The sequence below is a fragment of the Hymenobacter glacieicola genome (genome assembly GCF_014640315.1).
In the GTDB taxonomy this organism is placed as follows: domain Bacteria; phylum Bacteroidota; class Bacteroidia; order Cytophagales; family Hymenobacteraceae; genus Hymenobacter; species Hymenobacter glacieicola.
Window position 1 is genome coordinate 278,021 of record NZ_BMGS01000002.1, and the last position, 23,448, is coordinate 301,468.

Genomic DNA, 23,448 nt, shown 5'->3' on the forward strand with positions numbered 1-23,448 from the left:
CTTGTTGGGGCAAACTGATTTTGAAGGCGGTATTTGCAGAGGAAGCAGTTACTGCAAAGCTGTACTAGGCATTCTGAGTGCTTTCGACTCCGCCTTTTTCGGCTACACCTGCGTTTTCTTCGGCTTGCACCGGTACGGGCTCACCCTGTACGCGCAGTTCTACTTCCATATTGCCGCGGGTACCCACTGAGTACGGGCAGATTTTATGGGCCTGACGCACCATATCAATAGTTTTTTCCCGGTCGAAGGACTTCAGGTCTACATCCAGTACTGCCGACAGACCGTAGCCTTCGCCTTCCTGGAACAGCGAGACGGAGCACTTCACCTCGGTTTGCGGATCAAGCCGGTCGCCGGCGCGCTGGGCAATAACGAGCAGCGCCTGTTGGAAGCAGGAAGAGTACCCCGCAGCGAACAACTCCTCAGGGTTCGTGGCGCCCTTTTTGCCCCCCAAACCCTCCGGAACCGACATATCCAAGTCGATGATGCCGGTGGCGGAACGGACGTGGCCGCTACGGCCGCCAATAGCAGTTGCATCGGCCGTATATAGGGTCTTTTTTTCAGTGCTTGTCATAAAAGATAAGTTCAGGGTGTGTTGGTTTAGTAAGTTAACTGTGCTGAGCCGCCGAAGGTTACTTCTCGGCAGTATATGATTTTGCCGAAAATGCGAATTACCGTTTGGCAGCGCCACATTTTCTCTCTAGTTTTGCCACCCACTAGCCGGTCGCGTAGTACAACGGATAGTATGGGAGTCTCCGAAGCTCTTGATCTAGGTTCGATTCCTAGCGCGACCACCATATACAACATAAACCCCGTTTCTGCTTCAGAAACGGGGTTTTGTTTTTCTTGTGTGTGACGTGGTGTACAGTCAGCCTGCTTCCCTACCCTAGCAGGTTCTGCCAGACTTTCCCGCGGAAGCTACTGTGTTGTCAAGGTTGCTGAAGATACCGTGCCGCATTGCCGCAATTGGCTGCTGAACTCCGTACAGCAGAAAGATATTATTTCACTATTTGAATATTTTTTATTAATATCAGCAAGACATACTTACTTTTCAGCGCGCAGTAAGTAGTCTGGGTAACTGGACCTTCCGGTTATGCCTGCATCTCATTTACTAGATGTGCAACATGAAAAATCGGCTTCTTTTTCAGCTTCTGACGCTGGTGTTGGGGGTTGCTGCCCTAGGTAGCTGCCAAGCGCGACAGGAAAAAACCATGCAGAGCGCCTCTTTAGGGCCTAAAGTCCAGGGTGGCGGTACGCCATCCGTACGCGACTCGATTAAAGAGGGAGGCAAGCTTCACCGCCGGCCCAAAAATCATCGAAACCTGGCTAAGCTTACTAAGAAGTACCACCCAAACCCTACCCCAGCTACGGCATTGCGTGCATTCACCGTTGATCGGGGGGTACTGCAGTCGTTGCTGGTGCCGGAGTGCGTGGGCGTGCGTATTTACCTAGCAAAGGATACGCTAACAAGCGCGCAAAATTATCAACTGATTCTGGTGGGCGTCAGGAAGAATCCGAACCCCACTTCTGAGAACGATAAATTTCTGGACCTTATCAGCAAGGATAACCAGGGGCCCGGCCTCAGGGCTGCATACTATTACGTGATTCAAACCGGCGACCGATGCCCGGCTAATTGTGACTTAACCAGCCCCCTACACACTAAGTAGGTACGCTATTGCTAACGTTCCCATGGATACCTGGGCTAGTCTGCACGTGCTCAACCGAGCTTTGGAAGCAGCGCCTTTGGTGCCGTTTGCCTGCGCCTGGGTCCGGCGCCACCAACTGCCTTATGCCCTCCGGCCGGTGTATTACTACGTAGGGCTCAAGGCCTTTTTCTACTTTCTGGATGCATTTAGCCGCTTGGTTCTGCATAACAACGTCTACCTCTACCACTTGGCAACGATAGTACTAGTGGGACTGCTGGCCCAGGCTTACTGGCGGCTAGAGCCTCAGCGCTTTCGCCGACTTGTTCCCGTTGGACTCTGCCTTTTTGGAGTAGTAGCGCTGCTAGATGCTACCGTCCTCAACGGACTGTTTACTGACGTGAACACCTATTCCCAGGCTTTTGGGTGCGCCCTGTTACTTATGCTGGCTCTTTTGCACGTCGTGGGCCTAACCCGAGGAACAACCCAACAGGCACTGGAAGCCCTGCCAGAGTTTTTTCTGAGCGTGGCGGTGCTGGTATACTGCTCGAGTTCCATTGTCAGCTACGTGGCCATTAACATCATCTATCACTCCGGCTACGACGTCCCGACCCTCATCCGCCTGGACACGCTCATTAGCAGCCCCGATATGGTGCTGATGAGCGTACACATGGGGCTGCTGGCCTGGATGTTCTGCTTTTTCCCGCTAAGCGTGCTGCCGCGGCAGGCCCTGCCGGCGTGGCTACATTACAGCCGCTGGCACCAACGTCCTTACCGGCTGCTAGGCCGGCCGCTGGCTACCCTGCTGGCCCGACACCGCCACTGGACGGCTGCCTAAGTTTGCTCATCATCGTTCTTAATGCTGATTCAGGGGTAGTTTTTTTGTCAAGCTGGCCGCTATATGCCCCAAGACCTCCTGCCGCTGCTGCTGATTGGCCCCATCCTGCTGCTGCTGGCGGTGGGCATTGTGGTAATTCTGATTCGGGAGCAGCACCGCCGGCTCCGCCAAGAAAAGGAAAAACAGCAGCTTCTGGCCCAACAAAATGAGCTTTTGGAGCAGCAAGTAGCCCAGCGAACGGCCGAGGTAGTAGCCCAGCGCAACAGTCTGGAGGAGGCCCTGCTGGAGCTGCGCAACACCCAGACCCAGCTGGTACAACGCGAAAAAATGGCTTCCCTAGGCGAACTGACCGCCGGCATTGCCCACGAGATTCAGAATCCGCTCAACTTCGTCAACAACTTTGCGGAAGTTTCCGGCGAGCTGATAACGGAGCTGGAAGCCGAGCAACTCAACGCCCCGGACCGCTCCGCCCTGGAAACCGACCTGACCCGGGACCTGCGCCAAAACCTGATTCGTATTACCCAGCACGGGCAGCGGGCGGCCGCCATTGTGCGCAACATGCTGGAACACAGCCGCGCCAGCACCGGCGAGCGGCAACCCACTGACCTGAACGCCCTCTGCGAGGAATATCTGCAACTGGCCTACCAGAGTGTGCGCGCCCGCCACAAAAGCTTCACGGCCACGCTCACCACGCGCTTCAGCCCGGAGGTGCAGCCGGTGCGGGTAGTACCCCAAGAAGTGGGACGAGTGCTGCTGAACTTGTTTACCAACGCCTTTTACGCCGTGCAGCAGCGCCAAAAGCTCAATGAGCCCTCGTACCAGCCCACTATATCCGTCAGCACGAAGCTAACGGCCCAGCAAGTGCTTATTACGGTGCGCGACAACGGGACGGGCATTCCGGCGGCCATTCGCCAAAAAGTATTCCAGCCCTTCTTTACCACCAAGCCCACGGGCGAAGGCACGGGCCTGGGCTTGTCCTTGAGCTACGACATCATCACGAAAGGCCACGGCGGCACTTTAACGCTGACCACCGAAGAAGGCGAGTTCACAGAGTTCCGCATAGGTCTACCCGCGTAGGCGCGGGCTCAACGCGGCCCTAACGGGCATGCCGGGGCGTAACGAGTACCGCTCGCTCGCGTGCTTTGTGGCTCCTCCTTTAACACGCAGTGGCAATGGTGTTTCGCCGGGACCCAGCCTAACGCTACCCTTGCAACGCTAGCTGAACGAGCTGCTTCGATTGCACCGTGGCGTGGCCGTTGTTGGGTAGTACTCTTGCGTCCAAGGTCGCCGCCCAACCCGGCTGCGGGTGGCTAGTGAGAAAAAGCCTGATTCGTTTATATATAACGTATTTTATCTTTATTTTTACTTTGCTTAGAAAACTACGTAGCTCGCTGTGGCTACTAGGTTGCGAATACTGTGTTTAGGTGCGGTGTTCAGAAGGAAGAACGTGGTGGCGGATGGCTTTTTCGGGCAGCTATTCGGGTGCAGGCCGTGCTGGCTAGGTAGCGGGCGGTCGGGCAAAGAGAAGTGGGAGGCAGCTTCGGGGCCACAACAGGCAACGGGGGAGCCGCAAAAAATTCCGGAGGGCCAGCGCGCCTTTGTGTGCAAGCGCCTCCGCCGTACTACTGCTGGTGGCTGACGATGCTAATCGAGCAACTTATTCCCGCGCGCTTCCGCACCCGGCCGGTGGCCCGGCAGCTGCGCCCTACCACGGCCGCCCCGCCCCTAGCCGCCGGGCAAGAATATGGCCTGTTTTACCGGCTTTCCTTTCAGTGGCTGCGGCACTTGCTGGTGCACGGGGCCATGCTGGTAACGGGCGTGTTTTGCGCCGCGCTGGGGCTAAAGGCCTTTCTGCTGCCCAATGGCTTCATTGACGGCGGCGTGACGGGTATTTCCCTGCTAATCAGCCAGGTAACGGGCGTGTCCTTGTCGGTCCTGATTGTACTTATTAACATCCCGTTCATCATTCTGGGCTACTTCCAGATTGGGCCCGCGCTTACGCTTAAAACCCTGCTTACCATCCTGACGCTGGCGGGCGTGCTGCTGGTGGTGTCCTTCCCGCCCCTCACCCAGGATAAGCTACTGATAGCCGTGTTCGGGGGGTTCTTTCTGGGGGCTGGCGTGGGCCTGGCTATGCGCGGCGGCGGGGTGCTCGATGGCACCGAGATTCTGGCCGTGTACATCAGCAAAAAGCTACCCGGCTCCATCGGCGACATCATCCTGATTATTAACATCGTCATCTTCGGGGTAGCGGCTTGGCTGCTGTCCGTGGAAACGGCCTTGTATTCCATCCTGGCCTACCTCTCGGCGGCCAAAACCGTAGATTTTGTCATTGCTGGCATTGAGGAATATACCGGCCTGACCATTATTTCTACCCACAGCGAGGCCATCCGCCAGCTGATTACCGACAAGATGCGCCGCGGGGCTACCGTGTACGAGTGCACCCGCGGCTTCGGCTCCCACGGCCACCAGCACATGCGCATTGAGGCCATCTTCACCGTCGTGACCCGGCTGGAAGTGATTCACCTTACTGATGAAATCCGCAAAATCGACCCGCACGCCTTCATTGTGATGCAGTGCGTGAGTGATACCCGCGGCGGGCTGGTGAAGAAACGCCCGTTGCATTAACCTTCCCTGGCCCGCCGGGCGTTGGTCTCGTTCTCGTTCCTACCCCTTTTCACGCACCGCAATGGAAACCTGGCAGCACTTTTTGGGCGTCCGCTCGCGGGAGGTGAACACGGTATGGCTGTTTTTCCTGCACAATTTCCTGCTGGGCATTGGCACCGTGCTGGTGTACGTGGTGGCCAACGTGCTGCTGCTGGAACACCAGCCGGAGCGCAGCCTCCCGCTGGCCTACGGACTGGGCGCCCTGGCTACCATTGCTCTGGGCAAAGTGTACACTCATTTTGAGCATCGCTGGCCCCTGAAAACCCTGGCGACGCGGGCCTTGCTGGTGGTGGTAGGCTTTACCGGTATGCTGGCCCTGCTGGTTACGGCCGGCCACGCGGTAGCAGCCGCCGTGGCCCTGATGGTGGGCTACCGCCTGATTTACCTGCTGACTAACCTGGAGTTCTGGGGGCTGTCGGCGGTGGTGTTTGATGTGCGCCAGGGCCGGCGCCTGTTCAGCGTCATCAGCTCCGGCGACATGCCCGCCAAGGCCCTCGGGGCCGTGCTGGCCATTTTCGTGCACGCCCGCGCCGATTTGTTTTTTCTGCTGTTCGTGGCCCTTGGCGCCTACGTGGCGGCGCTTTACACGCAGTATCTCACGTTTCGCTCGCACGTAGTAGAGGCCCGGCCGGCCCCGGCCCGGGTAGGGCCCCGGGTGGCCTCGCCCTGGTTGCGCCGGCTGCTGGGCAGCAATCCGCTGGTGCTGTACATGGGCCTGAGCATGCTGGCCGTGGCCGCCGTGGCAACCGGAGTCGAGTATTTCTTCTTTGTCAACGTCAAGCAGAAGCTCCAGGACCAGACCACCATTCTGCAGTACGTGGGCGGGGTACTGGCCCTTGCTTACCTGCTGGCGATGCTGGGCAAGCTCCTGCTCACCCGCCACGGCCTCGACTGCCTGGGCCTGCCCCGCACTCTGTTGCTGCTACCCCTCATTGCCCTAACGGGCGTGGCACTGTTTGGCGGCCTGCAGCTGCTTGGGGTTGGGCCGGCCGGCCAGCTGGTGTATTTCTGCGGGCTCTACCTAGGGCTGGAGGTGCTGCGCCGGGCCGTCTTCGATCCGGTGTTTCTGGTGCTTTTTCAGCCCCTTTCCCCGCCCCAGCGCCTGCGCGGCCACACCCTGGTAAAAGGCTTTTACGAGCCCCTGGGCATGGGGCTCATGGGCGGGCTACTGCTGGTGGCACAGGCCCTACCGGCGGCCGGCGCGTGGTTGGCTTTCGTGGGCATGGGCCTGCTGCTACTCGGGGCCGTGCTGCTGCTACGCCACACCCATCATTACTACCTCGAGGAGCTGAAAACGGTACTCAGCCGCCGCTTTCCCGACCAGCCCCACCCGGCCTGGAATACCACCGACATTCTGCACCTGGAGGAAACATCCGCCCCCGAACTGCCTACCGCTACATTCCCCTCAGGCTCTTCTTTTGCCGCCTCTACCGCTGAAACCGAACCCACTCCCGACGCAACCCTCTACCACCCCGAGCTAGCCCAGCGCCAGGCCGCCCTTGCGCGGTGCCTGACGGTTACCCCCACCCACCCGGCGGCCCAGGCCAGTCTGCAGGAGCTGGCCGCGGCCGCGGCCGTGGAGCCCCGGCAGGTGGCCCTGACCCTGCTGCATTTTCTGCCCCCGCCCCGGCAAACCACCCTGTTGCATACCTGCCTGCACAGCCTGGAGCCGGGCTTGGTGAAGGCGGCCGTGCAAGCCGCCGCCCAAACCCCCACCCCTGCCATTACCGAGCTCCTGATTGATTTGCTGGAAGAAAAGGCCGTGCGCAAGCACGCCGCTCATGCCCTGGTGGGTATGGGTGCCGCCGTACTGCCAGCCCTGGAAACGGCCCTGCGCCGCCAAACCGACTACCCTCTGCTGCGCCGCCTAACCATGGTGTGCGCCCGCATAGGCACGGCCGCCAGCCGTCGCGTGCTGGTGGCCTTGGCCCAGCAAGCCAACCTTACCCGGCGGGCAGCGGCCTTGCACGCCCTCAGCCGCTACCAGGCCGTGGCGGCCGAAGCGCCGCTGTTTCAGAACCTGATGCAGAAGGAAATGCGGCTGGCGCAACTGCTGCTGCACGGCATGCTGGGAGCCAACGTGGAGCTGCGCTCCTGCCTGAAGTACGAGCTGACCAAGGTGCAGCAGCGGCTGTTTGGCCTGCTGCTCCAGCTCTACGACCGGCAGCCCATCCTCGACGCCCAGCGCGGCATTGCCCGGGCCGGGCAGGAGCGCCAGGCCAATGCCCTCGAAATTCTGGACAACCTGATTCCGCGCCCCCTCTACCAGGGTTTGCAGGCTTTGGTTGACGTCGACCGGCTTACTAAAAAGGTGCAGACCTTTGACCAGCTGCTGGGTCCGGTGCCGCCGGAATCCATTCTGACCCTTATTCTGCAGCGGGGCGAGGAGGCCTTTGCGCCCTGGACCGTGAGCGTGGCCCTGCGGCAGTGGCAGCCCACGCCCGCCACCGTGGCTACCCTGCGCACCTACCTGCACGCCCCCAACCTGCTGGTGCGGGAAAGCGCCGAAGATGTGCTGGCGCTGCTACCCGCCCGCTACCCCGCCGTGTATGAGCACTGGTGCCGCCTTTACCCCACCGTTACTGACGGCCCGGCCCGCGAGGCAGTGGCGGCGCCGCGCATTTCGGCGGTGGAGCGCGTGCTGCTGCTCAAGCACACGTCCTTGTTTGCCCAAACCCCCGAGAACGTGCTCAGCAGCATTGTGCCCATCATGAAAGAGGTGTCGTTTCCGGATCAGCACGCCATTTTTGCCAAGGGCGACCTGGGCACTTCCCTCTTTATCATTTACACCGGGGAGGTAGGAATTTTCAACGGGGACCAGCAGCTGGCGGCTTTCCGGGAGGGCGACTTTTTCGGGGAGCTGGCCCTGCTCGATGCGGAGCCCCGCTCCGCCACGGCCCTTACCAAAGGCCCGGTCGTAGCGTTTCGGCTGGACCAGGAGGATTTTTACGACGTGATGGAGGAGTGCGCCGAGGTGCTGGATAACATCCTGCGCGTGCTCTGCCAGCGCCTGCGCCTCCAGAACGAGAAAATGCGGGAATTAACGGCCAGGGAAATGGTCCGCAGCGGACCAGGCTAGTATTTGTCGGCGCCCACTTCCGCCGCCTGAAAACCGTGGCCAGCCAGGTAGGGTGAGGGCCGCTGGCAAAGCATCTGGAACAGGGAGGCAGCCATTTCCGGCCGGGGCCCCACATCTAATGTGCAAGCTCCTGCGTATATGGCCGCATTCGGGCTTGCCGCTATCTGGCAGCCTTTTCTCTCGCCTGGTTCCCACTCAATCTCTCGCATTATGAACAAGCATCTGCTTTCTACCCTGGCGCTGGCCTTCGTTTTCACCACTGGCTCGGCCGTGGCCCAGGGCAAAATGAAAACCAAGTCTGACGCGGAAAAAACCAAGACTACCGAAGGTGGCATGACCACCAAAACCAAGGTAGACGAGGACGGCAAAGTAAAAGTCAAAGGCGAGTCGGCCGATGGCGCCAAGCTGAAAGCCACCACCAAGCCCCGCAAAGGCAAGGATATGAAAGACATGAGCATGTCATCGTCCTCGATGGGGGGTAGCAGCGCCGGCGTGATGGTAGGCGGCGCCATGATGACCCCGGACAAGGACATCGTTGATAACGCCGTTAACTCGACCGAGCACACCACGCTGGTAGCGGCCGTGAAGGCAGCCGGCCTGGTAGAAACCATGAAGGGCGCGGGCCCTTACACCGTGTTTGCACCCACCAACGCAGCCTTCGACAAGCTGCCCGCCGGCACCGTAAACACGCTGGTAATGCCCGAAAACAAGCAGAAGCTCACTACCATTCTGACTTACCACGTAGTGCCGGGCCGCCTGATGGCCGCTGACCTGAAGGATGGCCAGACCCTGACCACCGTGGAAGGCGAAACCCTGACCGTGCACCGCATGGGCGACACCGTAATGCTGCACGACACGAAGGGCGGCATGGCCAATGTGACCATTCCGAACGTGGTATCGAAAAACGGCGTGACTCACGTAATCGACGCCGTGCTGATGCCAACCAAGTAAGGCTGGCTACGCTCCGCGCTACCTTTCAGGCCGACTCCCTAGGTGGGGGTCGGCCTTTTTGTGTGCGCTGGAGTTGATAGGCCGGCTTAGTGCTGGTTGTTACGGATTTGTTACCAACGCCGGCGCCCGTGGCCTGACCGCCTGCCGGTCCGGGCAATATTTGCGACCTTTGAGTTTCCATCCTTCCTCCACACCCTTTTGCGAATGAAACACTTGTTCTCCTGGCTGTTAGCCCTTACTCTGAGCCTGGGCGCGGCAGTGGCCCAAACGCTGCCGCCCGCGCCGCCCACTGCCCTGCAGGGGCAGGATTTGAAAGACTGGCTGCGCCAGAACTGGTACGATGGCCGGCGCATTGAGCTTAGCTACAACGCCGCCCGGGGCAAGATGTACAACTACATCGACAACCAGAACGGCCGGGTGGTATGCGTGTACTCAGGCTACACAGAAATGACGCCCCTGGACTCGAGCAGCACCAATCCGGGCGTGGTGTCGCGCATTAACTGCGAGCATACCGTGCCGCAGTCGTGGTTTAACGAGGTAGTGCGCATGCGCTCCGACATTCACCACCTGTTTCCGACCTACGACACCTGGAACAGCAACCGGGGCGCCGACCCGTTCGCTGAAATTCCGGATGCACAAACCCGCCTCTGGATGCGCAACAACCAGAGCCAGACGACCATCCCGACAACCAACATCAACGAGTATAGCGAAGACACCGACGCTCAGTTTGAGCCCCGCGAGGACCACAAGGGCAATCTGGCCCGGTCTATTTTCTACTTCTACACGGTGCACCAGAACGAGAAGTTTGACCCGGGCAAAGAGCTTATTACCGCTGCCGCCGATTTAAACACCCTGTACCAGTGGCACCTGGCCGACCCCGTAGATGCCCGGGAACGGGAGCGGAACCGCCGCGTAGCCAAAAGCCAGGGCAACTTCAACCCCTACATTTCCTACCCCGACCTGGTAGCTCGGGCCTGGGGCTTCCAGACGCTCCCTACGTTTTCCTTTGCCACCGCCACCGGCAGCGTAACGGAAGGCGCCGGCGGCACTACAACTACTTATACCGCTACCGTTACCATCACGCAGGCTCCTACTGCTCCCCTCACCGTAGAGGTAGCCCTGGACGCGGCCAATGCTACGGCCACGGCGGGCCAGGACTTTACCTTCACCTCACCCCAGACCCTAACCTTTGCCCCCGGCCAAACGTCCCAATCAGTTACCGTGACGGTAACGGGTGACGCCCAGCCGGAAGCCAACGAGACGGTGGTACTCAGCCTACGCAACCCCTCGACCGGCGGAGCTGTGGGCGGGCCAGCCTCGCACGAGCTAACCATTACCAACGACGACGGCCCGGCCCCGACCATTGCGTTTGCTTCCGCCGCAGGCAGCCTGCCGGAAGGCAACACCGGCACCAGCACTTACTCCGTGAGCGTGACGCTGAGCGGCAGCGCCCCCACGGCCAGCGTAACCATTCCCGTCACGGTAAGCACCAGCGGTACTACCGCTACCTCGCCGGCCGACTACACCCTGACTACTACCTCCCTAACCTTCGTGGCCGGGCAGGCCAGCCAAACGCAAACCGTTACGCTTACGGTGCCCGCCGATACCCAGCCGGAACCCAACGAAACGGTACGCCTGGTACTGGGGGCGCCTACTACTGGCGGCGCCATTCTGGGCGCGCCTGCAGCCCACATCCTTACGATTCAGAACGACGACCAAACCCCGGCCGGCTCGCCCTGCACCGATTTGTTTTTCTCGGAGTACGTGGAAGGCCTAGCGGGCAATACCAAGGTGCTGGAAATTTACAACCCCTCGCCGGCGCCAATTAGCTTGGCTGGTATTGAAGTACGCCTCTACCCCAGCGGCTCCACTACCCCTTCGCAGACGGCCGTACTCAGCGGCACCGTGGCCCCCGGCGACGTGTACGTTATTGCCAACACCGGCGTCACTTCTCCCCTGGTGCAGGCCCAAACCGACTTGCAATCGGCTGTGGGCTTCTTTAACGGGCCCCACTCCATTGGGCTGTTTGACGGCTCCGATACCCTGGACGTCATTGGTGTTATTGGGCAGGTGCCGGCTGGCGGCAGCTGGGCCGTAACCGGCGGCTCAACCAAGGATAACACCTTGGTACGCAAGCCCACCGTAACGCGGGGCCAAACGCGCTGGAGCCTGGCCGCGGACGGCTGGCAGCCCCAGGGCGCCGATGTATACACGGGTGTAGGCAGCCACACCAGCACTTGCGCTACCATTACCCACACTCCCAAAGCCGTTGCCCTAGCGGCTGGCATGGAGGTGTACCCGAACCCTGCTGCAGGTAGCGTGCAGGTGCGCCTGCCCGAGCTGCGCGGCCGCCACCAGGCTACCATCAGCCTCTACAATGCCCTGGGCCAGCACGTGCTGACCCGCACCCAGCTGCTGAGCGCGGCCGATGCGGTAACCCTCCATGTACAGTCTTTGCCCAGCGGCCTTTACTCGGTGCGCGTAACGGCCGCTGGTGTGCAGTACACCGGCCGCCTGGCAGTACAGCGGTAACTTTCCAGCAGCACGCGTCCTAATCCGGCCCGCCCGCCTTGGTTTTCCGAGGTAGGCGGGCCAGATTTTTTGCCAGGTGTTGTGGTCGGTAAGCTGTGGCCGACAAACAGAAAAGGTGTTTTCAACGCAGTTTGGAAGTCACGCCGAACCGGAGTCAGCGCATCTCGCTGGGCTGAAGTGCCATGCTACAGGATTGGTTGGGCAGGTGCGGAGACGCGACATCCCGCGGCTCAATCGTTGCTGAGGCTATTTTATCGGTGCGGTCCTGGTGGTTTGGCCGGAAGATGCGTAGTGTCGTGCCCCCCTATCGTGTTCTAGCTCAGCCGAGCGAGATACTTCGCCTCTACCTTAGCCCTCTCACCTCCTGAAAAAACGCTTGGCTGGCTTAAGAAAGCGGCCCGCATGCAGTGCGGGCCGTGCTGTGGTGATGCGCAGAATGAAGCACGTGGCTTGCGCCGAACAGCAAAAAAGCTGAGAGAAGGCACGGGCTACACCTCGGCAATGGTCAGGACCGGAATGCGGCTGTGGGCAAGCAGGCCAGCGGTTACGCTCTGCAGAAACTGGGTTCCGGTTAAGGAGCGCTGCCGGGTCACGAAGGAAAGCAGATCGGCCCGGTAACGGGTGGCCGCGTGCCGGATGCCCTGCTCGATGCTGGGGTGACGCGAAGTGGCTACCGTGTGTGCTACGCCCCGCAGCAGGCCCGTTTGGTGTAGCTGGGCCGCTATTTCGGCCATCTTCGGCGAGAATTCACTGGTGTACACATGAATGCCTACTACCTCCGGGATAATCCGGGTCAGCAAATTGTCCACGTCGCTGCGCAGGTGACTGAGCGTCAGGGGGAAGCGCGAATACGTTAGCTGAGCCAATAATCCCGGAATAGTTTCAGCCGCGGCGGGCAGGCGCACGGCGCGCCGGTCGGTGTCTAGCACAATGCGGCGCGGTACCGGTCCGGCCCGAAACGTGGCGGGCACTACCAGCAGCGGCTGGGCTAGCCGCCGTACCAAGTACAGGGACGTGCTGGTAGCGGCAGTAGCCATGCGCTTGGCCGGGTTGCCGTTCCCAACTACCACTATGTGCCCGGCGCTACCGCGCATGGCCTCCGTTAGCCGGACAACGGCATCTGAGGCAATTACCTCATATGTACAGGGTACTGACTCGCGCACCTTGCGCGCCACAGCGGCCAACTCGCGCGCAATTTCGGTGGCCGTCAGGCCGGCAGCTGCCGTACTGAAGTAGCGGCCATCTACTCCGTTCGCTTCGGGCAGCACGTGCCAGAGCCGCACTTCTGCCCCTACGTGCCGGGCCAACACCTCGGCGTAGTGTAAAGCATTGGCCGCTGGTGCTGAGAAATCGGTTAGGACGTGAAAAGTCAGCATCAGGCAAGGCACTAGCGTTGAACAAAATTAGAATAGCTATACTATTTCTGAGAAAGTTACGAGTTTGAGTAGTACCTAAAATTAATACTACATTAAAAACGTCTTATCCTCAGTTAATTCTGCTATTCCTCATTCCGCCGCTTTTTTCTGCCGGCTGAACTAGCCCTGATTCGTCTAGAAAAGCCTTCCTGCTAGCTTTAAGCAAGGTTTCTTACTGCTGGGTTGGCTGAGAAGTAGTACTCAGCGGCTACTTCTCAGCCAATAGTTACTCGGCGGGAGCCAGCAATTCCGTGTACTCGGAGTGGCGCTGCACGAAGTGCTGCATGAACTCGCAGCTGGTACGCACCTTTAGCTGCTGCTGCCGGGCATAGGCGAGACCGGCGCGGGCCAGCTCCTCCGCTACCCCCTTACCCCGCAGCCCTTCTTCCACGAACGTGTGCGTGAAATCGATAACGCCTTGCTGGGGCTGACTGTAGGCTAGCTCAGCCGTGTAGCCATCCTGAATAAGCGTAAATTCCTGATCGGGAGCGTTGTGCGTGATGGAGGCAGCCATAGAAATACTTGGTGAAGCAAGGAGAAAGACCCGACGGTATGGTTCAGTACCGCCATTTATTAGGCATTTACGTATAAGAAGCAGCGCTGGCTACGTAGGCGGCGCTTTCTCTTCTGTTTCTCTCTTCCCATTCCACCAATCATGGCCCATACCCCAGAAAACCCCGATTTTACCCCTGATACTAATTCCACGGCGGCCAATACGGCCAACGGAACGCCCCAATACGGAGAGTTTGGCAAGCCTAACCAGCCCACCGAAGCCAGAGCCGTCAACCCTACCCACACGGGGGAGAGCGTAACTCAAGGAGGCCAAGCGGCGCCTTCTGTGGCTTTTCCGGAGCAGCGCGGCAGCGTGCCCCAAAACCTCGATCCGTCGCTGGCTCGGGAGGTAGCGGATGCCGAATATGGTGAGCAGCGAGAAGGCTGGGCCCAGGACGACCCTCGGTACGGCGGCGGCACCCGCAACTGGGCTACCAATGAGCCCGCCAATCACAGCCAGGGTCCAGCCCGCGACGACGACGAAAAGCCTCACAACCCGAACGTGGGCAACAACGATAACCCCGACGAGTTCAGCGCCCTGCGCCCCGACGGTGGCCGTGGTATCCCCGGCGCGGACGCGGGCGGCCCCTTCCTCGCCCCTGACGACAAGGACAAATAACAATTCGTTTGTTGACGTTTTTATCATTAGAAATCAGCGCTGAGCAGCACAGTTCAGCGCTGATTTTGCTACCCCTTTCCCATGGCTACTGAACCAAACCAAGACCCCGCCGCTGCCCTCGACCCAAACTCGGGCGCTAACCTGACCGAAGAGCAGCGCAAGCACCGCGAGGAGCTGTACAGCTACAAGCGCGACGAAGAAGGCACCCTGGATACTTCCGCCCGCCTCGAAGAAGAAACGACCGGCATTCCGCTGGACGGTGCGGGCAACTCCGGCCCGGATGCCGATAACATGACCCGTCGTGATGAGCTGGACATCCCTGGCTTCAACAACCCCATCGACGACAACAACCGATAGAGTACTGCTAGCAGCTCATTAGCTGCCAAAAAGCACCTATTTACCACGACCACTCTACGCAAGCTTTCAAGAGCTTTTTCGTAGAGTGGTCGTGTTTTTTTATGTCAGCTTGGTACACTTAATATAGTTATGACGTATGTTTACGTCATACTTCATAATCTTTCCATGACGTACGCTAAAACCGCTGCCTTCACCGGGGAGCAGCAGCACCTGGCCCAACTGGCTAAAGCCTTGGCCCACCCGGCGCGGGTAGCCATTATTCAGCTGCTGGCCAGCAGGAACACCTGCATTGCGGGAGACATTGCGGCCGAGCTACCCCTGTCCCGCACTACAGTTTCGCAGCACCTGCAGGAGCTAAAGGCCTTGGACCTCATCCGGGGCGATATTGAGGGACTGACGGTGTGCTACTGCCTGAACGTGGAATTGCTGCGGCAGGTACAGCAGCAGTTCAGCGCCTTTTTCGAGCAGGTTACAGTAGCCGCACCCTGCGAGCCTGGGGCTTGCGGCTGCTAGGTAGGAGCCGGTTTAAGCCAGCCGTTTGCGGCTACTCCGCTGTTGTTTTCACCTTCTAATCCTTACCAACATGAGTTCTTTTCCTCGCATGCACGTGTCGTTGTACGTGGCTGATTTAGCGGCCACAGTTACTTTCTACACTGCTTTTTTCGGGCAGCCCGCCGCTAAAATCAAGCCGGGCTACGCAAAGTACGTGCTCGATGAGCCGGCTCTGATTATCTCCTTTGTGCAGAATCCCGGGCGGGTGCATAGCAACTTCGGCCACCTGGGCTTCCAGGTTGAAACCCTACCCCAGCTGGAAGACCGATTAGCCGCCGCGCGCCGGGCGGGCCTGGTGCAACGCGAGGAAATGGGTACTAGCTGCTGCTACGCCAAGCAGGACAAGTTTTGGGTAAACGACCCCGATGGCACGGAATGGGAAGTGTATTACTTTCACGAGGATGCGGAGTTCAACGACCCACGCTACCAGCAGGAGTACGACCAAGCCAGCAGCCAGTGCTGCATTGCCTCCGCTGCCCTGCCGGCCGAGGAGCTACCGCCAGTGCCTTTGACCTTAGCCCTACCCTTGGCCGATACCAGCACGGTTACTGCCCCAGCCCTGGCGTGCGCGCCCGGCGGGTGTGCGTGCTAGCTTGCCCGTTATTCCGGCCTGTTACCTCGGATCAGCGCGAGGGTATTCCTTTGTCAGAATTCACTTTTCCCGATGAATGTTCTTGTGCTTTGCACCGGCAATTCCTGTCGGAGCCAGATGTTGCACGGCTACCTCCAGCAGCTGCTGGGCTCCCAGGCCCGCGTGTACTCAGCCGGGGTAGAAACCCACGGGCTTAATGCGCGGGCCGTGCAGGTTATGGCCGAAGATGGGGTCGACATCAGCCACCATACTTCCACCCTGGCCACGGAGTATGCTGCTACCCCGTTTGATTTTGTGCTGACCGTCTGCGACCATGCCCGCGAAACCTGCCCCGTGCTGCCAGGCGCCGCGGCTGCTACCCGCCTGCACCACAGCTTCCCCGACCCCGCCCGCGCTACCGGCTCGGAGGCGGAAATACTCGAGGCATTCCGGGCTACCCGCAACCAGATTAAGGCTTACGCCGCCGATTTTGCCCGGCAGCATGCTCCCACTCGGTAAGCAAGCCTGACTACGTAGCAGCTCCTACCCAACTGCGGCCGAGTGCGTGGTAATGGCATGTGGCACTCGGGTTACTTGCCTTTCTAATGTAGTAGAAGCGCCCTCCAGTGGCACAACCGCCCACACGTAGTTGTAGAGCGCCGGGGTAGGTATGCAGTTGGGCAGAAGCCGGGGCTGTGACGGGGAAAATCAACGAGTTTTTGAGCACAGCATCTGACACCACTTGGTCATTTCGCGTATACAATTCTTACGTGTAGCTTTTCGCTCCAACTCTTCCTCCATCCATGGCAGCTTCTTTCCTCGTTCTCACTGATTTTACGCCGGCCGCCGACCATGCCCTGCGCTACGCCGCGGCGCTGGCCGCACCCGTACAGGCAACGTTAGTTCTCCTGCATATCCGTCGCGAAACTTTGCTTGACCCGGATGCCTTTACCGGCACCATCCGCCACATGAGCGAGGGCGAAATTGCGGCGGCCCTGCAGGAGCGGGTGCAGCCGCTGAAGGTAAGCGCCACGGTAGAGTCGGCGGTAGATGGCGTGGAAGGGGCCGTAGCCGATGCCGTGCGCCGCCACGCGCCCGCCCTGGTAGTATTGGGCAAGCCTGATACGGAAACCACGCCCGATGAACTGGTCAGCAGCACGTCTTTGAAGCTACTGCGCGCTACCCGTACGCCCCTGCTGGTGGTGCCCGTAGCCTCACAGGCCCCCGTGCCCCCGCGCTGCGTTACAATTGCTGCCGATAACAGCAGCATCGATTTGAAGGTGCAGTCGGCCGGCGTGCAGGAGTTGCTGGAGCAGCTGCAGCCCCGCCTCACCGTAACCCACGTAGCCGAGCCCGAAAACAGCGACAGTTGCACCCTCGCCTTTAATGCCGTTACTACCAGTGGCTTAACTAAGGGAACCAACTTTCGGGTACTAACGCACGGCGTCCGCCACCGCCACATAGCAGCCGGCATTCTGCTGGCCGCCGCCGAAACCAAGGCCGACTTGCTGGTGCTTATCGCCCGCCGACGCAGCTTTCTGGGCCAGCTTTTCAACCGTAGCGTTACCTCCCAGGTGGTGCTGCACGGGCAGCTCCCCGTCCTGCTGCTGCCCGCCATGGACTAAGGTTTGTTGCTGCGACCAACCCACTCGCCTACCTACACCCGGCCAGGAATACCAAGCGTGCGGCATACCTTTCACTTATTCGGCCCTCTTCTTTTTCAGAGAGTTGAGCGAAGGAAACCCCCATCAGAACCAGGCGACCCGTGTCCCGTTGCCAGCCACGGGCGGGGGCTCAAACGGATGATTACCCGACTACTTTGCTTCGGCGCTCCAGCATGCAGACATCGTGCCACTGCCCCCGCAGCTCACCCAGCCGTTCGCGCACGCCCACCAGCCGAAACCCGGCCTGCTCGTGCAGGCGGAGGCTGCCCGTATTCAGGCGCATAATGCTGGCTTGCAGGGTCCAGATTCCGTGCTGCTCCGATTCGGCTACCAGGTAAGCCAGCAGCTGTTGGCCCACGCCCCGGCCCCGGTGCGCGGCCCCCACGTACACGCTCACTTCGGCTACTCCGCGGTACACGCACCGGCCCGAAACAGGCGTCAGCGCCGCCCAACCCGCTACCTGGCCGGCACCCGTCAGGGCTACAAACCGGCTGTGCGGCAAGTGGCTGGCGTCCCACTCGGCCCAGGCCGGTATTTCGGTGGCAAAGGTGGCCTGGCCGGTGGCAATGCCTTCGGCGTAAATGGCGCTAACGGCGGGGTAGTGTTCCTGGGCTAAAGGCAGGAGCTGAAGGGTAGCAGTAGTGGGCATAGGAAGGCAGGCAGCAGTCCGAAGTGAAGGTAGCAGAATGCGTGGTTTCGGCAGGGCTTCACCAAGCGGGGCGGGCCCTTCTCGCCCGCAAACCTCGCCCGCAATGCCACTGCCCTGCTGCTACGTACTACCCCGCGTTTCGCCGGGTAACCTTACCAGCGCCAGCCCAACTGCACGCCGCCGTACCAGTTGCGACCGGGAGCGGGCTGAAAATAGCGGCCCCCGAAGGCATTTAGGTCGTTGCCCAGGGAGTAGCGGCGGTTGGTAGCATTTTCAATTCCTCCGAACACGTCCAGGCCCAGCCCCTGAGGTAGCTCGCGCCGCCAGCCGACCCGGCTGCCGAAAGTCCAGTAGCCGGGAGCGTACTCGGTGTTGGCATCGTTGAGGGGCAGGCGGGCCTGGTGGTTTACCGTGGGGTTGAGGTAGAAGCCGAGCTGGTGGTTGAAATCGAGGCCGGCAGTGAGCGTGTGGGGGGCCGTGCCGGTGAGGCGGTTGCCGCTGAAGGTGTTGCCGCCGCTTTCGTAGCGCCCGAAGCGGTAGTGGTTGTAGGCGTAGCTCACGAAGGCGCGCAGGCCCGTGCCGCCAGCCTGGGTAGCACTCACGGTGCCCGGAGTCAGACCACTGACTGGGCTGCCCTGCCGCCACAGCCAGCCGCTGAGGGCCGCTTCCAGGCCGCGCTGGCGGGTGTTGCCGGCATTGTCGAAAAGCTGAGTACCGAGGTCGGTAGTACGGGTAGTAATGGTTTGGCGCACGCGCAGGTCGTAAAGGGCCACATCATAGCGCAGCCGCTCGTTCCAGAGCTGGCCGCGGGCGCCTACCTCGTAGCTGGTGCCGCGCTCGGCCTGCAAGGCCTGGTTGATAGAGGCATCGGAAGGCCGAATTTCTTCCTCCGTGGGCGGCGAGAAGCCCGAGCTAATGCTGCCGTACACCGACAAGCCCGTACCAAATTCGCGCAGCAGCGCCACCCGCGGCGACACCTCGGGCCGGAAATTCCGCTCCAGCTGGTAGGCATTGGGGCGGGTGGCGGCGTCGGAAATCCGGCTGATGCGGTAGCGGAGGCGGTTGTAGCTGGCTCCGGCCGTGAGCAGCAGCCCGGCGGGTAGTTCATAATCGGCCTGGGCAAAGGCAAAGCCCGTAAGCGTCCGGATTTCGTCGTCGTAGCGTAGCGCGCCAGGGGTGCCGGCGCGGTTCTGGTAGTTGCGGGAGCTTTCAAAGCCGGTTTGCCCCTCGCCCCCACCCTGGAGGCGGAGCGTGCGCCCGGCCAGGGCGGTGCGGTAGCTGGCTACTACCCGTCCGCCCCCGCCGAGCAAGGTGTTACGCTCAAAATCAATGAGGTAGGGCGTTTGAATGCTGCTCCCGCTCAGGTATAAGGTGGTGCGCAGGCTTAGCCGCTCCGAGAACCGGGCCTCGTGGGTACCGCCCAATAAGGCTGCGCGCGAGGCGTAGTAGGTGCGCTGCTGCACGGTGCCGGGGCTGGTGGCCGTACCCGGGCGGGCCTGGCGCGGGTTGGCCTCGAACTGGGCCCGTGTAAGCCCGCCAGGCAGCTGGTAATTAAGGTCAGAGTACAGCGCGTGCAAGCTGATCGTCTGCTTCTCCGAGGGCTGCCATTCGCCGTCGAGGGCTAGTACGTCGCGGCGCAGGGCACTTTGCTGGCGGTAGCCGTCGAGGGTTTGGCGGGCGTAGCTGGCGCGCAGGTAGCCCGTAGCGGTGCCCGTTTCGGCGGCTACCGTGGCGCGTCGCAGCCCAAAGCTGCCCGCCGTGAAGCCCACCTGCGCCCGGGAGGTGCCCGGCACGGGGCGCCTTCCGGTCAGCAGCACGGCCCCGCCGGTACCGGCGCCGTACACGCTGGCTGCCGGGCCTTTTACTACCTCAATGCCCCCGAGCAAACTGGGGTCCAGCAGGTTAAGCGGAGTGCTGCCGCTGGCTTCCGTGAACGGGATGCCCTGGTAGTACACTTTGGTGTTGCGCACCCCAAACGGAGACCGAAGCGTGCTGCCCCGCACGCTCAGCCGGTAACTGGCCGTGGCACGCTCCTCTAGCCGCACCCCGGGCAGGGTGTTCACGGCCTGAGTCAGGGCATTCTGCGGAAACCGCTCCAGCACGGCGGCATCCAGCACGCCCACAGCGGCGGCAGTGCGGCGCAGGGGCAGCTGCTGGCCGTAGCCGGTTACGGTAGCTTCGGGCAGCACCTGGGGCCGCAGCATGGCGGTATCGGGCGGGGCAGTTTGGGCGAAGGCGGCAACGGGCAAGAGCAGCAGCGGCGTGGCGTAGCGGTAGGGCATTTCAAGCAAGTACAATGAGCGTGCGTTTGCTAACCGCAAAACCACGCCCAGGGTTGGCGGCAGACGAATTTTCAGCCGGCTACCAGTTAACTTCCAGCTCCATCTACCTCCGCTTTTATTCCGGTTATGCTGTACCTGCCCCCACCCCGCCGCTACCGCCGGCCGTTGCTGATTGCCTATAAACTAGCCTATGCGAGTCTGCTCTGAGTGGAGATGCCCGGAGTTACGGCGCGAATCTTCCTACCTCATTCGGAGTAGCTGCTCTTTCGGCCTTCGATAATTACTACCCAACAGCCCCCTGCCAGCCTTTGCTGAGCTTGCTCTCGAGGGTGATGGGTAGTGCGGCACGGGGGCAGGTAGCGCGTAGAGGCAACCCAAGCTCGGCAAATGCAGTTGAATTAAGCGCAACTATACTCCTGCGCTATGCTTTCCAAACTGACTTTTTCGCTGGCGGCAACGCTGCTCCTGGCCGGTTCGGCTACGGCTCAAAACGTGCCCCCGGAGGCTACTCCGTTCCAGATGACCGGCAATATCTACCTGCCGAAGAAACTGCCCGCAACCCCGGAGCGCATCAGCAGCCTGAAGGCACCAGCCGGCTTTACCGTGAGTGCCTACGCCCAGGGCCTCGACATGCCCCGCATGCTGGCGGTGGCACCCAACGGCGACGTGTACGTATCCAATCGGGTGAAAGGCACCGTGACGCTGATCCGCGACGCCAACCAGGACGGCAAGGCGGAACTCATGCAGCAGGTAGCCCAGAAGCCCCACCTGCACGGCCTGGCCCTGAAGGATGGCAAGCTCTACATGGCCGCCATTCGGGAGCTGTACGTGGCCGAAGTAAAGCCCGATGGGAGCCTGGGTGAGCCCAAAATGCTGTACCAGGACCTGCCCGACGCCGGTCAGCACGCCAACCGCACCCTGCAATTCGGCCCCGATGGGCAGCTCTACCTGTCGGTGGGCAGCACCTGCAACGCCTGCGACGAGGACAACCCCGAAAGCGCTACCCTGCTCCAGATTAAAACCGATGGCTCAGGCCGGCGCGTGTACGCCCGCGGCCTGCGCAATACCATCGGCTTCGATTGGCACCCTACCACCCGCCAGCTTTACGGCCTCGACCACGGCATTGACTGGCTCGGCGACGAGGAGCAGCAGGAAGAGTTCAACCAGATCAGGGAAGGTGGGCACTACGGCTGGCCCTCCATCATTGCCGACGGTAAGCCCTACCCTGCCAACAAGCCCAAATCGGGCGACTCGTACGAGGAGTTTGATGCCAAGGCGGTGCGGCCTCTGTTGCTCTACAAAGCCCATTCCGCGCCCTTGGGTCTGGTATTCAACCGCGGCCAGCAGTTCCCGGCGGAGTACCGCCACGACGCCTTCGTGACCATGCACGGCTCTTGGAACCGGGCCCAGCCTTCGGGCTACAAAATTGTACGGGTACGCTTCAACGAGCAAGGCCAGCCCCAGCAGTTCGAGGATTTCGTGACGGGGTGGCTGGTGGAAAACGACAAGTCGGAATTCGGTCGCCCCTGCAGCATTGTGCAGGCCCCGGACGGCGCCCTGCTGGTTTCCGACGACGACAACGGAGTAATCTACCGCGTAGCCTACACGGGCCGCGCCAGCAAAGCCGCAAAAAAGTCCAAGCAGCGCAGCTAACCGCAGCTGTAGGGACCGTAAGTCTAGAAGACCGTCGTGCTGCGGGTCCGCCTCTGCACGACGGTCTTTTTTGACTCTTGCGTTCTTCTGGCCCACTCAGCCTAGGATGGATGAATCGGAAGAACTGCTACCATTCATGCCACGCTCAGGGTAACCGGCCGGTAGCTTACTACGCGGGGAATCCGGCGTAATGATATTGCGTTTATAGTTTCTATGCCGACTCTTTCCCCCGACCTGCGCAAAGCGCTGCTCCACCTGCCCCAGAAAGAAAAAGACGCCCTGCTTACCCGCCTGGTGGCTCAGGATGCCGTCCTGACCGAGCAGCTGGCTTTCCGGCTGCTGGAGGGCGAAGAAGGGCTGGAAGTGCGCCGCCAGCGCCTGCAGCAGCAGGTAGATGACCCCGTGCGCGGCTTCCACCAAACCCCCAACGACCTGCTCCACATTGTGCGGCAGCTGCAGCAGCGCCTGACTTACCACTGCAAAATCACGGGCGACACGATGGGGGAGCTCGAGCTGACCCTGCGCCTGCTCCGCAACGTGCTGCGTCACCAGCCCGAAGCCACCAACCGCCTCCACGGCCCCACCCAGCCGCTGCTACAACATTTGGCGCGCCGCACGGCCGAGGTTGTTAAGTCAATCCAGAAGCTCCACGAAGACTACCATGTGGAACTGGCTCCCGCTGTAAACGAGCTGCTCGGGCTGCTTTACGCCTCGGCAGCCGCGCCCCTGGCCCGGGAGCTAGGCATTCCGCGGGAGTGGTAGGCGGTGAAGTGGTGATTCGGTGAGGTAGTGCGTTGCTGTGCCTCCTCGCCATGACAGCACAACAACGCACTACCTCACCGAATCACCACCTTACCACCCACCGGCTGTATCCTTTTTGGGCGGGCGTAAGTACACTCCAGAACGAGCCTGTCCGGGTTCCATCCTCCTTTCTTACCGCTCTGCACTTATGGCTACTACTCCTTCTCCCGAACACATGCGCGCCCCTGCCCACCTGACCGCCGACGACCTGCGCCAGGCCCTCACCGAGCTCGACGCTAAAATCCAGACCCTGCGCAACCGGGCCCACGCTACGGTCGCTAACTCCCAGAACACGTATCATCAGCATGCCGATGCGCTGGAGGCCAAGCGCGCCCGGCTGGCCGAGCGGCTCGGGCCAGAGGCCACCGCCAGCAAGTCTGCTCCTGGCTCCGACCACGACCGCAGCACCTGGGACGATATCTGGCACGGCATCGAAAACCTGCGTCAGGACCTGCGCAACATCATCTAAGCGCAGGAATAACGCTTGACTACGGCCTGTAAACGCTACCGAAGGACGCTCTTGAAAAGGGCGTCCTTTTTTTGTGCGTAATGGGTAGCTGGACGGTAGGCGGTTTGGGTGGGCGGCGGTTCAGGCCGGGTTTTCGGCAGTTCGACCGGCGGATTTA

General features: G+C 60.9%; 21 protein-coding genes and 1 tRNA gene. 17 read left to right on the forward strand and 5 right to left on the reverse strand.

Annotated elements, in window-relative coordinates:
• Positions 1-64 precede the first annotated feature (64 nt).
• Entirely contained in the window at positions 65-571 is a 507-nt protein-coding gene (locus tag IEW18_RS04285; RefSeq protein ID WP_188556590.1) for an organic hydroperoxide resistance protein, read from the reverse strand.
• 148 nt (positions 572-719) lie between these two features.
• Between IEW18_RS04285 and IEW18_RS04290 the strand changes: the two genes are divergently transcribed.
• The 8 genes from IEW18_RS04290 to IEW18_RS04325 all read left to right on the forward strand — a co-directional run bounded on the left by IEW18_RS04290 (position 720) and on the right by IEW18_RS04325 (position 11,707).
• A tRNA-Arg gene (locus IEW18_RS04290) sits at positions 720-794 on the forward strand.
• A 327-nt stretch (positions 795-1,121) separates the two neighbouring features.
• Entirely contained in the window at positions 1,122-1,664 is a 543-nt protein-coding gene (locus IEW18_RS04295) for a hypothetical protein (protein ID WP_188556591.1), read from the forward strand.
• 22 nt (positions 1,665-1,686) lie between these two features.
• A complete protein-coding gene (locus IEW18_RS04300) occupies positions 1,687-2,478 on the forward strand; it encodes a hypothetical protein (RefSeq protein ID WP_188556592.1) in 792 nt (263 codons plus the stop codon).
• 63 nt (positions 2,479-2,541) lie between these two features.
• Complete coding sequence (locus tag IEW18_RS04305) at positions 2,542-3,555, forward strand: sensor histidine kinase (RefSeq protein ID WP_188556593.1); 1,014 nt, start codon at positions 2,542-2,544, stop codon at positions 3,553-3,555.
• Between the two features lie 564 nt (positions 3,556-4,119).
• Positions 4,120-5,106 carry a YitT family protein gene (locus IEW18_RS04310; protein WP_229728592.1) on the forward strand — a complete coding sequence of 329 codons (987 nt, stop codon included), beginning with the start codon at positions 4,120-4,122 and terminating at the stop codon, positions 5,104-5,106.
• 61 nt (positions 5,107-5,167) lie between these two features.
• Complete coding sequence (locus tag IEW18_RS04315) at positions 5,168-8,224, forward strand: cyclic nucleotide-binding domain-containing protein (protein ID WP_188556594.1); 3,057 nt, start codon at positions 5,168-5,170, stop codon at positions 8,222-8,224.
• Between the two features lie 441 nt (positions 8,225-8,665).
• Positions 8,666-9,175, forward strand: coding sequence for a fasciclin domain-containing protein (locus tag IEW18_RS04320; protein WP_229728612.1), 510 nt, complete (start codon positions 8,666-8,668; stop codon positions 9,173-9,175).
• 204 nt (positions 9,176-9,379) lie between these two features.
• Complete coding sequence (locus IEW18_RS04325; protein ID WP_188556596.1) at positions 9,380-11,707, forward strand: endonuclease; 2,328 nt, start codon at positions 9,380-9,382, stop codon at positions 11,705-11,707.
• A 488-nt stretch (positions 11,708-12,195) separates the two neighbouring features.
• Here the strand turns inward: IEW18_RS04325 and IEW18_RS04330 are convergent, their stop codons facing one another.
• Together IEW18_RS04330 and IEW18_RS04335 are read right to left on the reverse strand one after the other, a co-directional pair.
• The gene (locus tag IEW18_RS04330) at positions 12,196-13,083 is read right to left on the reverse strand and encodes a universal stress protein (protein ID WP_188556597.1); all 888 of its coding nucleotides are present in this window, start codon (positions 13,081-13,083) and stop codon (positions 12,196-12,198) included.
• Between the two features lie 265 nt (positions 13,084-13,348).
• Positions 13,349-13,636 (reverse strand): GNAT family N-acetyltransferase, encoded by a 288-nt coding sequence (locus IEW18_RS04335; protein WP_188556598.1) that lies wholly within the window; start codon positions 13,634-13,636, stop codon positions 13,349-13,351.
• A gap of 141 nt (positions 13,637-13,777) precedes the next feature.
• Between IEW18_RS04335 and IEW18_RS04340 the strand changes: the two genes are divergently transcribed.
• The 6 genes from IEW18_RS04340 (at position 13,778) to IEW18_RS04365 (ending at position 17,398) form a co-directional block, all read left to right on the forward strand.
• Positions 13,778-14,293: a hypothetical protein gene (locus IEW18_RS04340; RefSeq protein ID WP_188556599.1), complete on the forward strand. Its 516-nt coding sequence runs from the start codon at positions 13,778-13,780 to the stop codon at positions 14,291-14,293.
• A gap of 81 nt (positions 14,294-14,374) precedes the next feature.
• Entirely contained in the window at positions 14,375-14,650 is a 276-nt protein-coding gene (locus tag IEW18_RS04345) for a hypothetical protein (RefSeq protein WP_188556600.1), read from the forward strand.
• Between the two features lie 165 nt (positions 14,651-14,815).
• A complete protein-coding gene (locus tag IEW18_RS04350) occupies positions 14,816-15,163 on the forward strand; it encodes an ArsR/SmtB family transcription factor (protein WP_188556601.1) in 348 nt (115 codons plus the stop codon).
• A 70-nt stretch (positions 15,164-15,233) separates the two neighbouring features.
• The gene (locus IEW18_RS04355) at positions 15,234-15,794 is read left to right on the forward strand and encodes an ArsI/CadI family heavy metal resistance metalloenzyme (protein WP_188556602.1); all 561 of its coding nucleotides are present in this window, start codon (positions 15,234-15,236) and stop codon (positions 15,792-15,794) included.
• Positions 15,795-15,866: 72 nt separating this feature from the next.
• A complete protein-coding gene (locus tag IEW18_RS04360; protein ID WP_188556603.1) occupies positions 15,867-16,292 on the forward strand; it encodes an arsenate reductase ArsC in 426 nt (141 codons plus the stop codon).
• Between the two features lie 284 nt (positions 16,293-16,576).
• Positions 16,577-17,398, forward strand: a complete 822-nt coding sequence (locus IEW18_RS04365; RefSeq protein ID WP_188556604.1) for a universal stress protein — start codon at positions 16,577-16,579, stop codon at positions 17,396-17,398.
• Positions 17,399-17,579: 181 nt separating this feature from the next.
• On the opposite strand, the gene IEW18_RS04370 is transcribed toward IEW18_RS04365, so the two are convergent.
• Together IEW18_RS04370 and IEW18_RS04375 are read right to left on the reverse strand one after the other, a co-directional pair.
• The gene (locus IEW18_RS04370; protein ID WP_188556605.1) at positions 17,580-18,086 is read right to left on the reverse strand and encodes a GNAT family N-acetyltransferase; all 507 of its coding nucleotides are present in this window, start codon (positions 18,084-18,086) and stop codon (positions 17,580-17,582) included.
• Between the two features lie 152 nt (positions 18,087-18,238).
• On the reverse strand, positions 18,239-20,368 hold the full coding sequence (locus IEW18_RS04375) for a TonB-dependent receptor family protein (protein ID WP_188556606.1): 2,130 nt from the start codon (positions 20,366-20,368) through the stop codon (positions 18,239-18,241).
• Between the two features lie 423 nt (positions 20,369-20,791).
• Here IEW18_RS04375 and IEW18_RS04380 point away from each other — a divergent pair, with 423 nt between their 5' ends.
• The 3 genes from IEW18_RS04380 (at position 20,792) to IEW18_RS04390 (ending at position 23,291) form a co-directional block, all read left to right on the forward strand.
• On the forward strand, positions 20,792-22,021 hold the full coding sequence (locus IEW18_RS04380) for a PQQ-dependent sugar dehydrogenase (protein WP_188556607.1): 1,230 nt from the start codon (positions 20,792-20,794) through the stop codon (positions 22,019-22,021).
• 213 nt (positions 22,022-22,234) lie between these two features.
• Positions 22,235-22,783, forward strand: coding sequence for a hypothetical protein (locus tag IEW18_RS04385; RefSeq protein ID WP_188556608.1), 549 nt, complete (start codon positions 22,235-22,237; stop codon positions 22,781-22,783).
• Positions 22,784-22,970: 187 nt separating this feature from the next.
• Positions 22,971-23,291, forward strand: a complete 321-nt coding sequence (locus IEW18_RS04390) for a hypothetical protein (protein WP_188556609.1) — start codon at positions 22,971-22,973, stop codon at positions 23,289-23,291.
• The last annotated feature ends 157 nt before the right edge of the window (positions 23,292-23,448 follow it).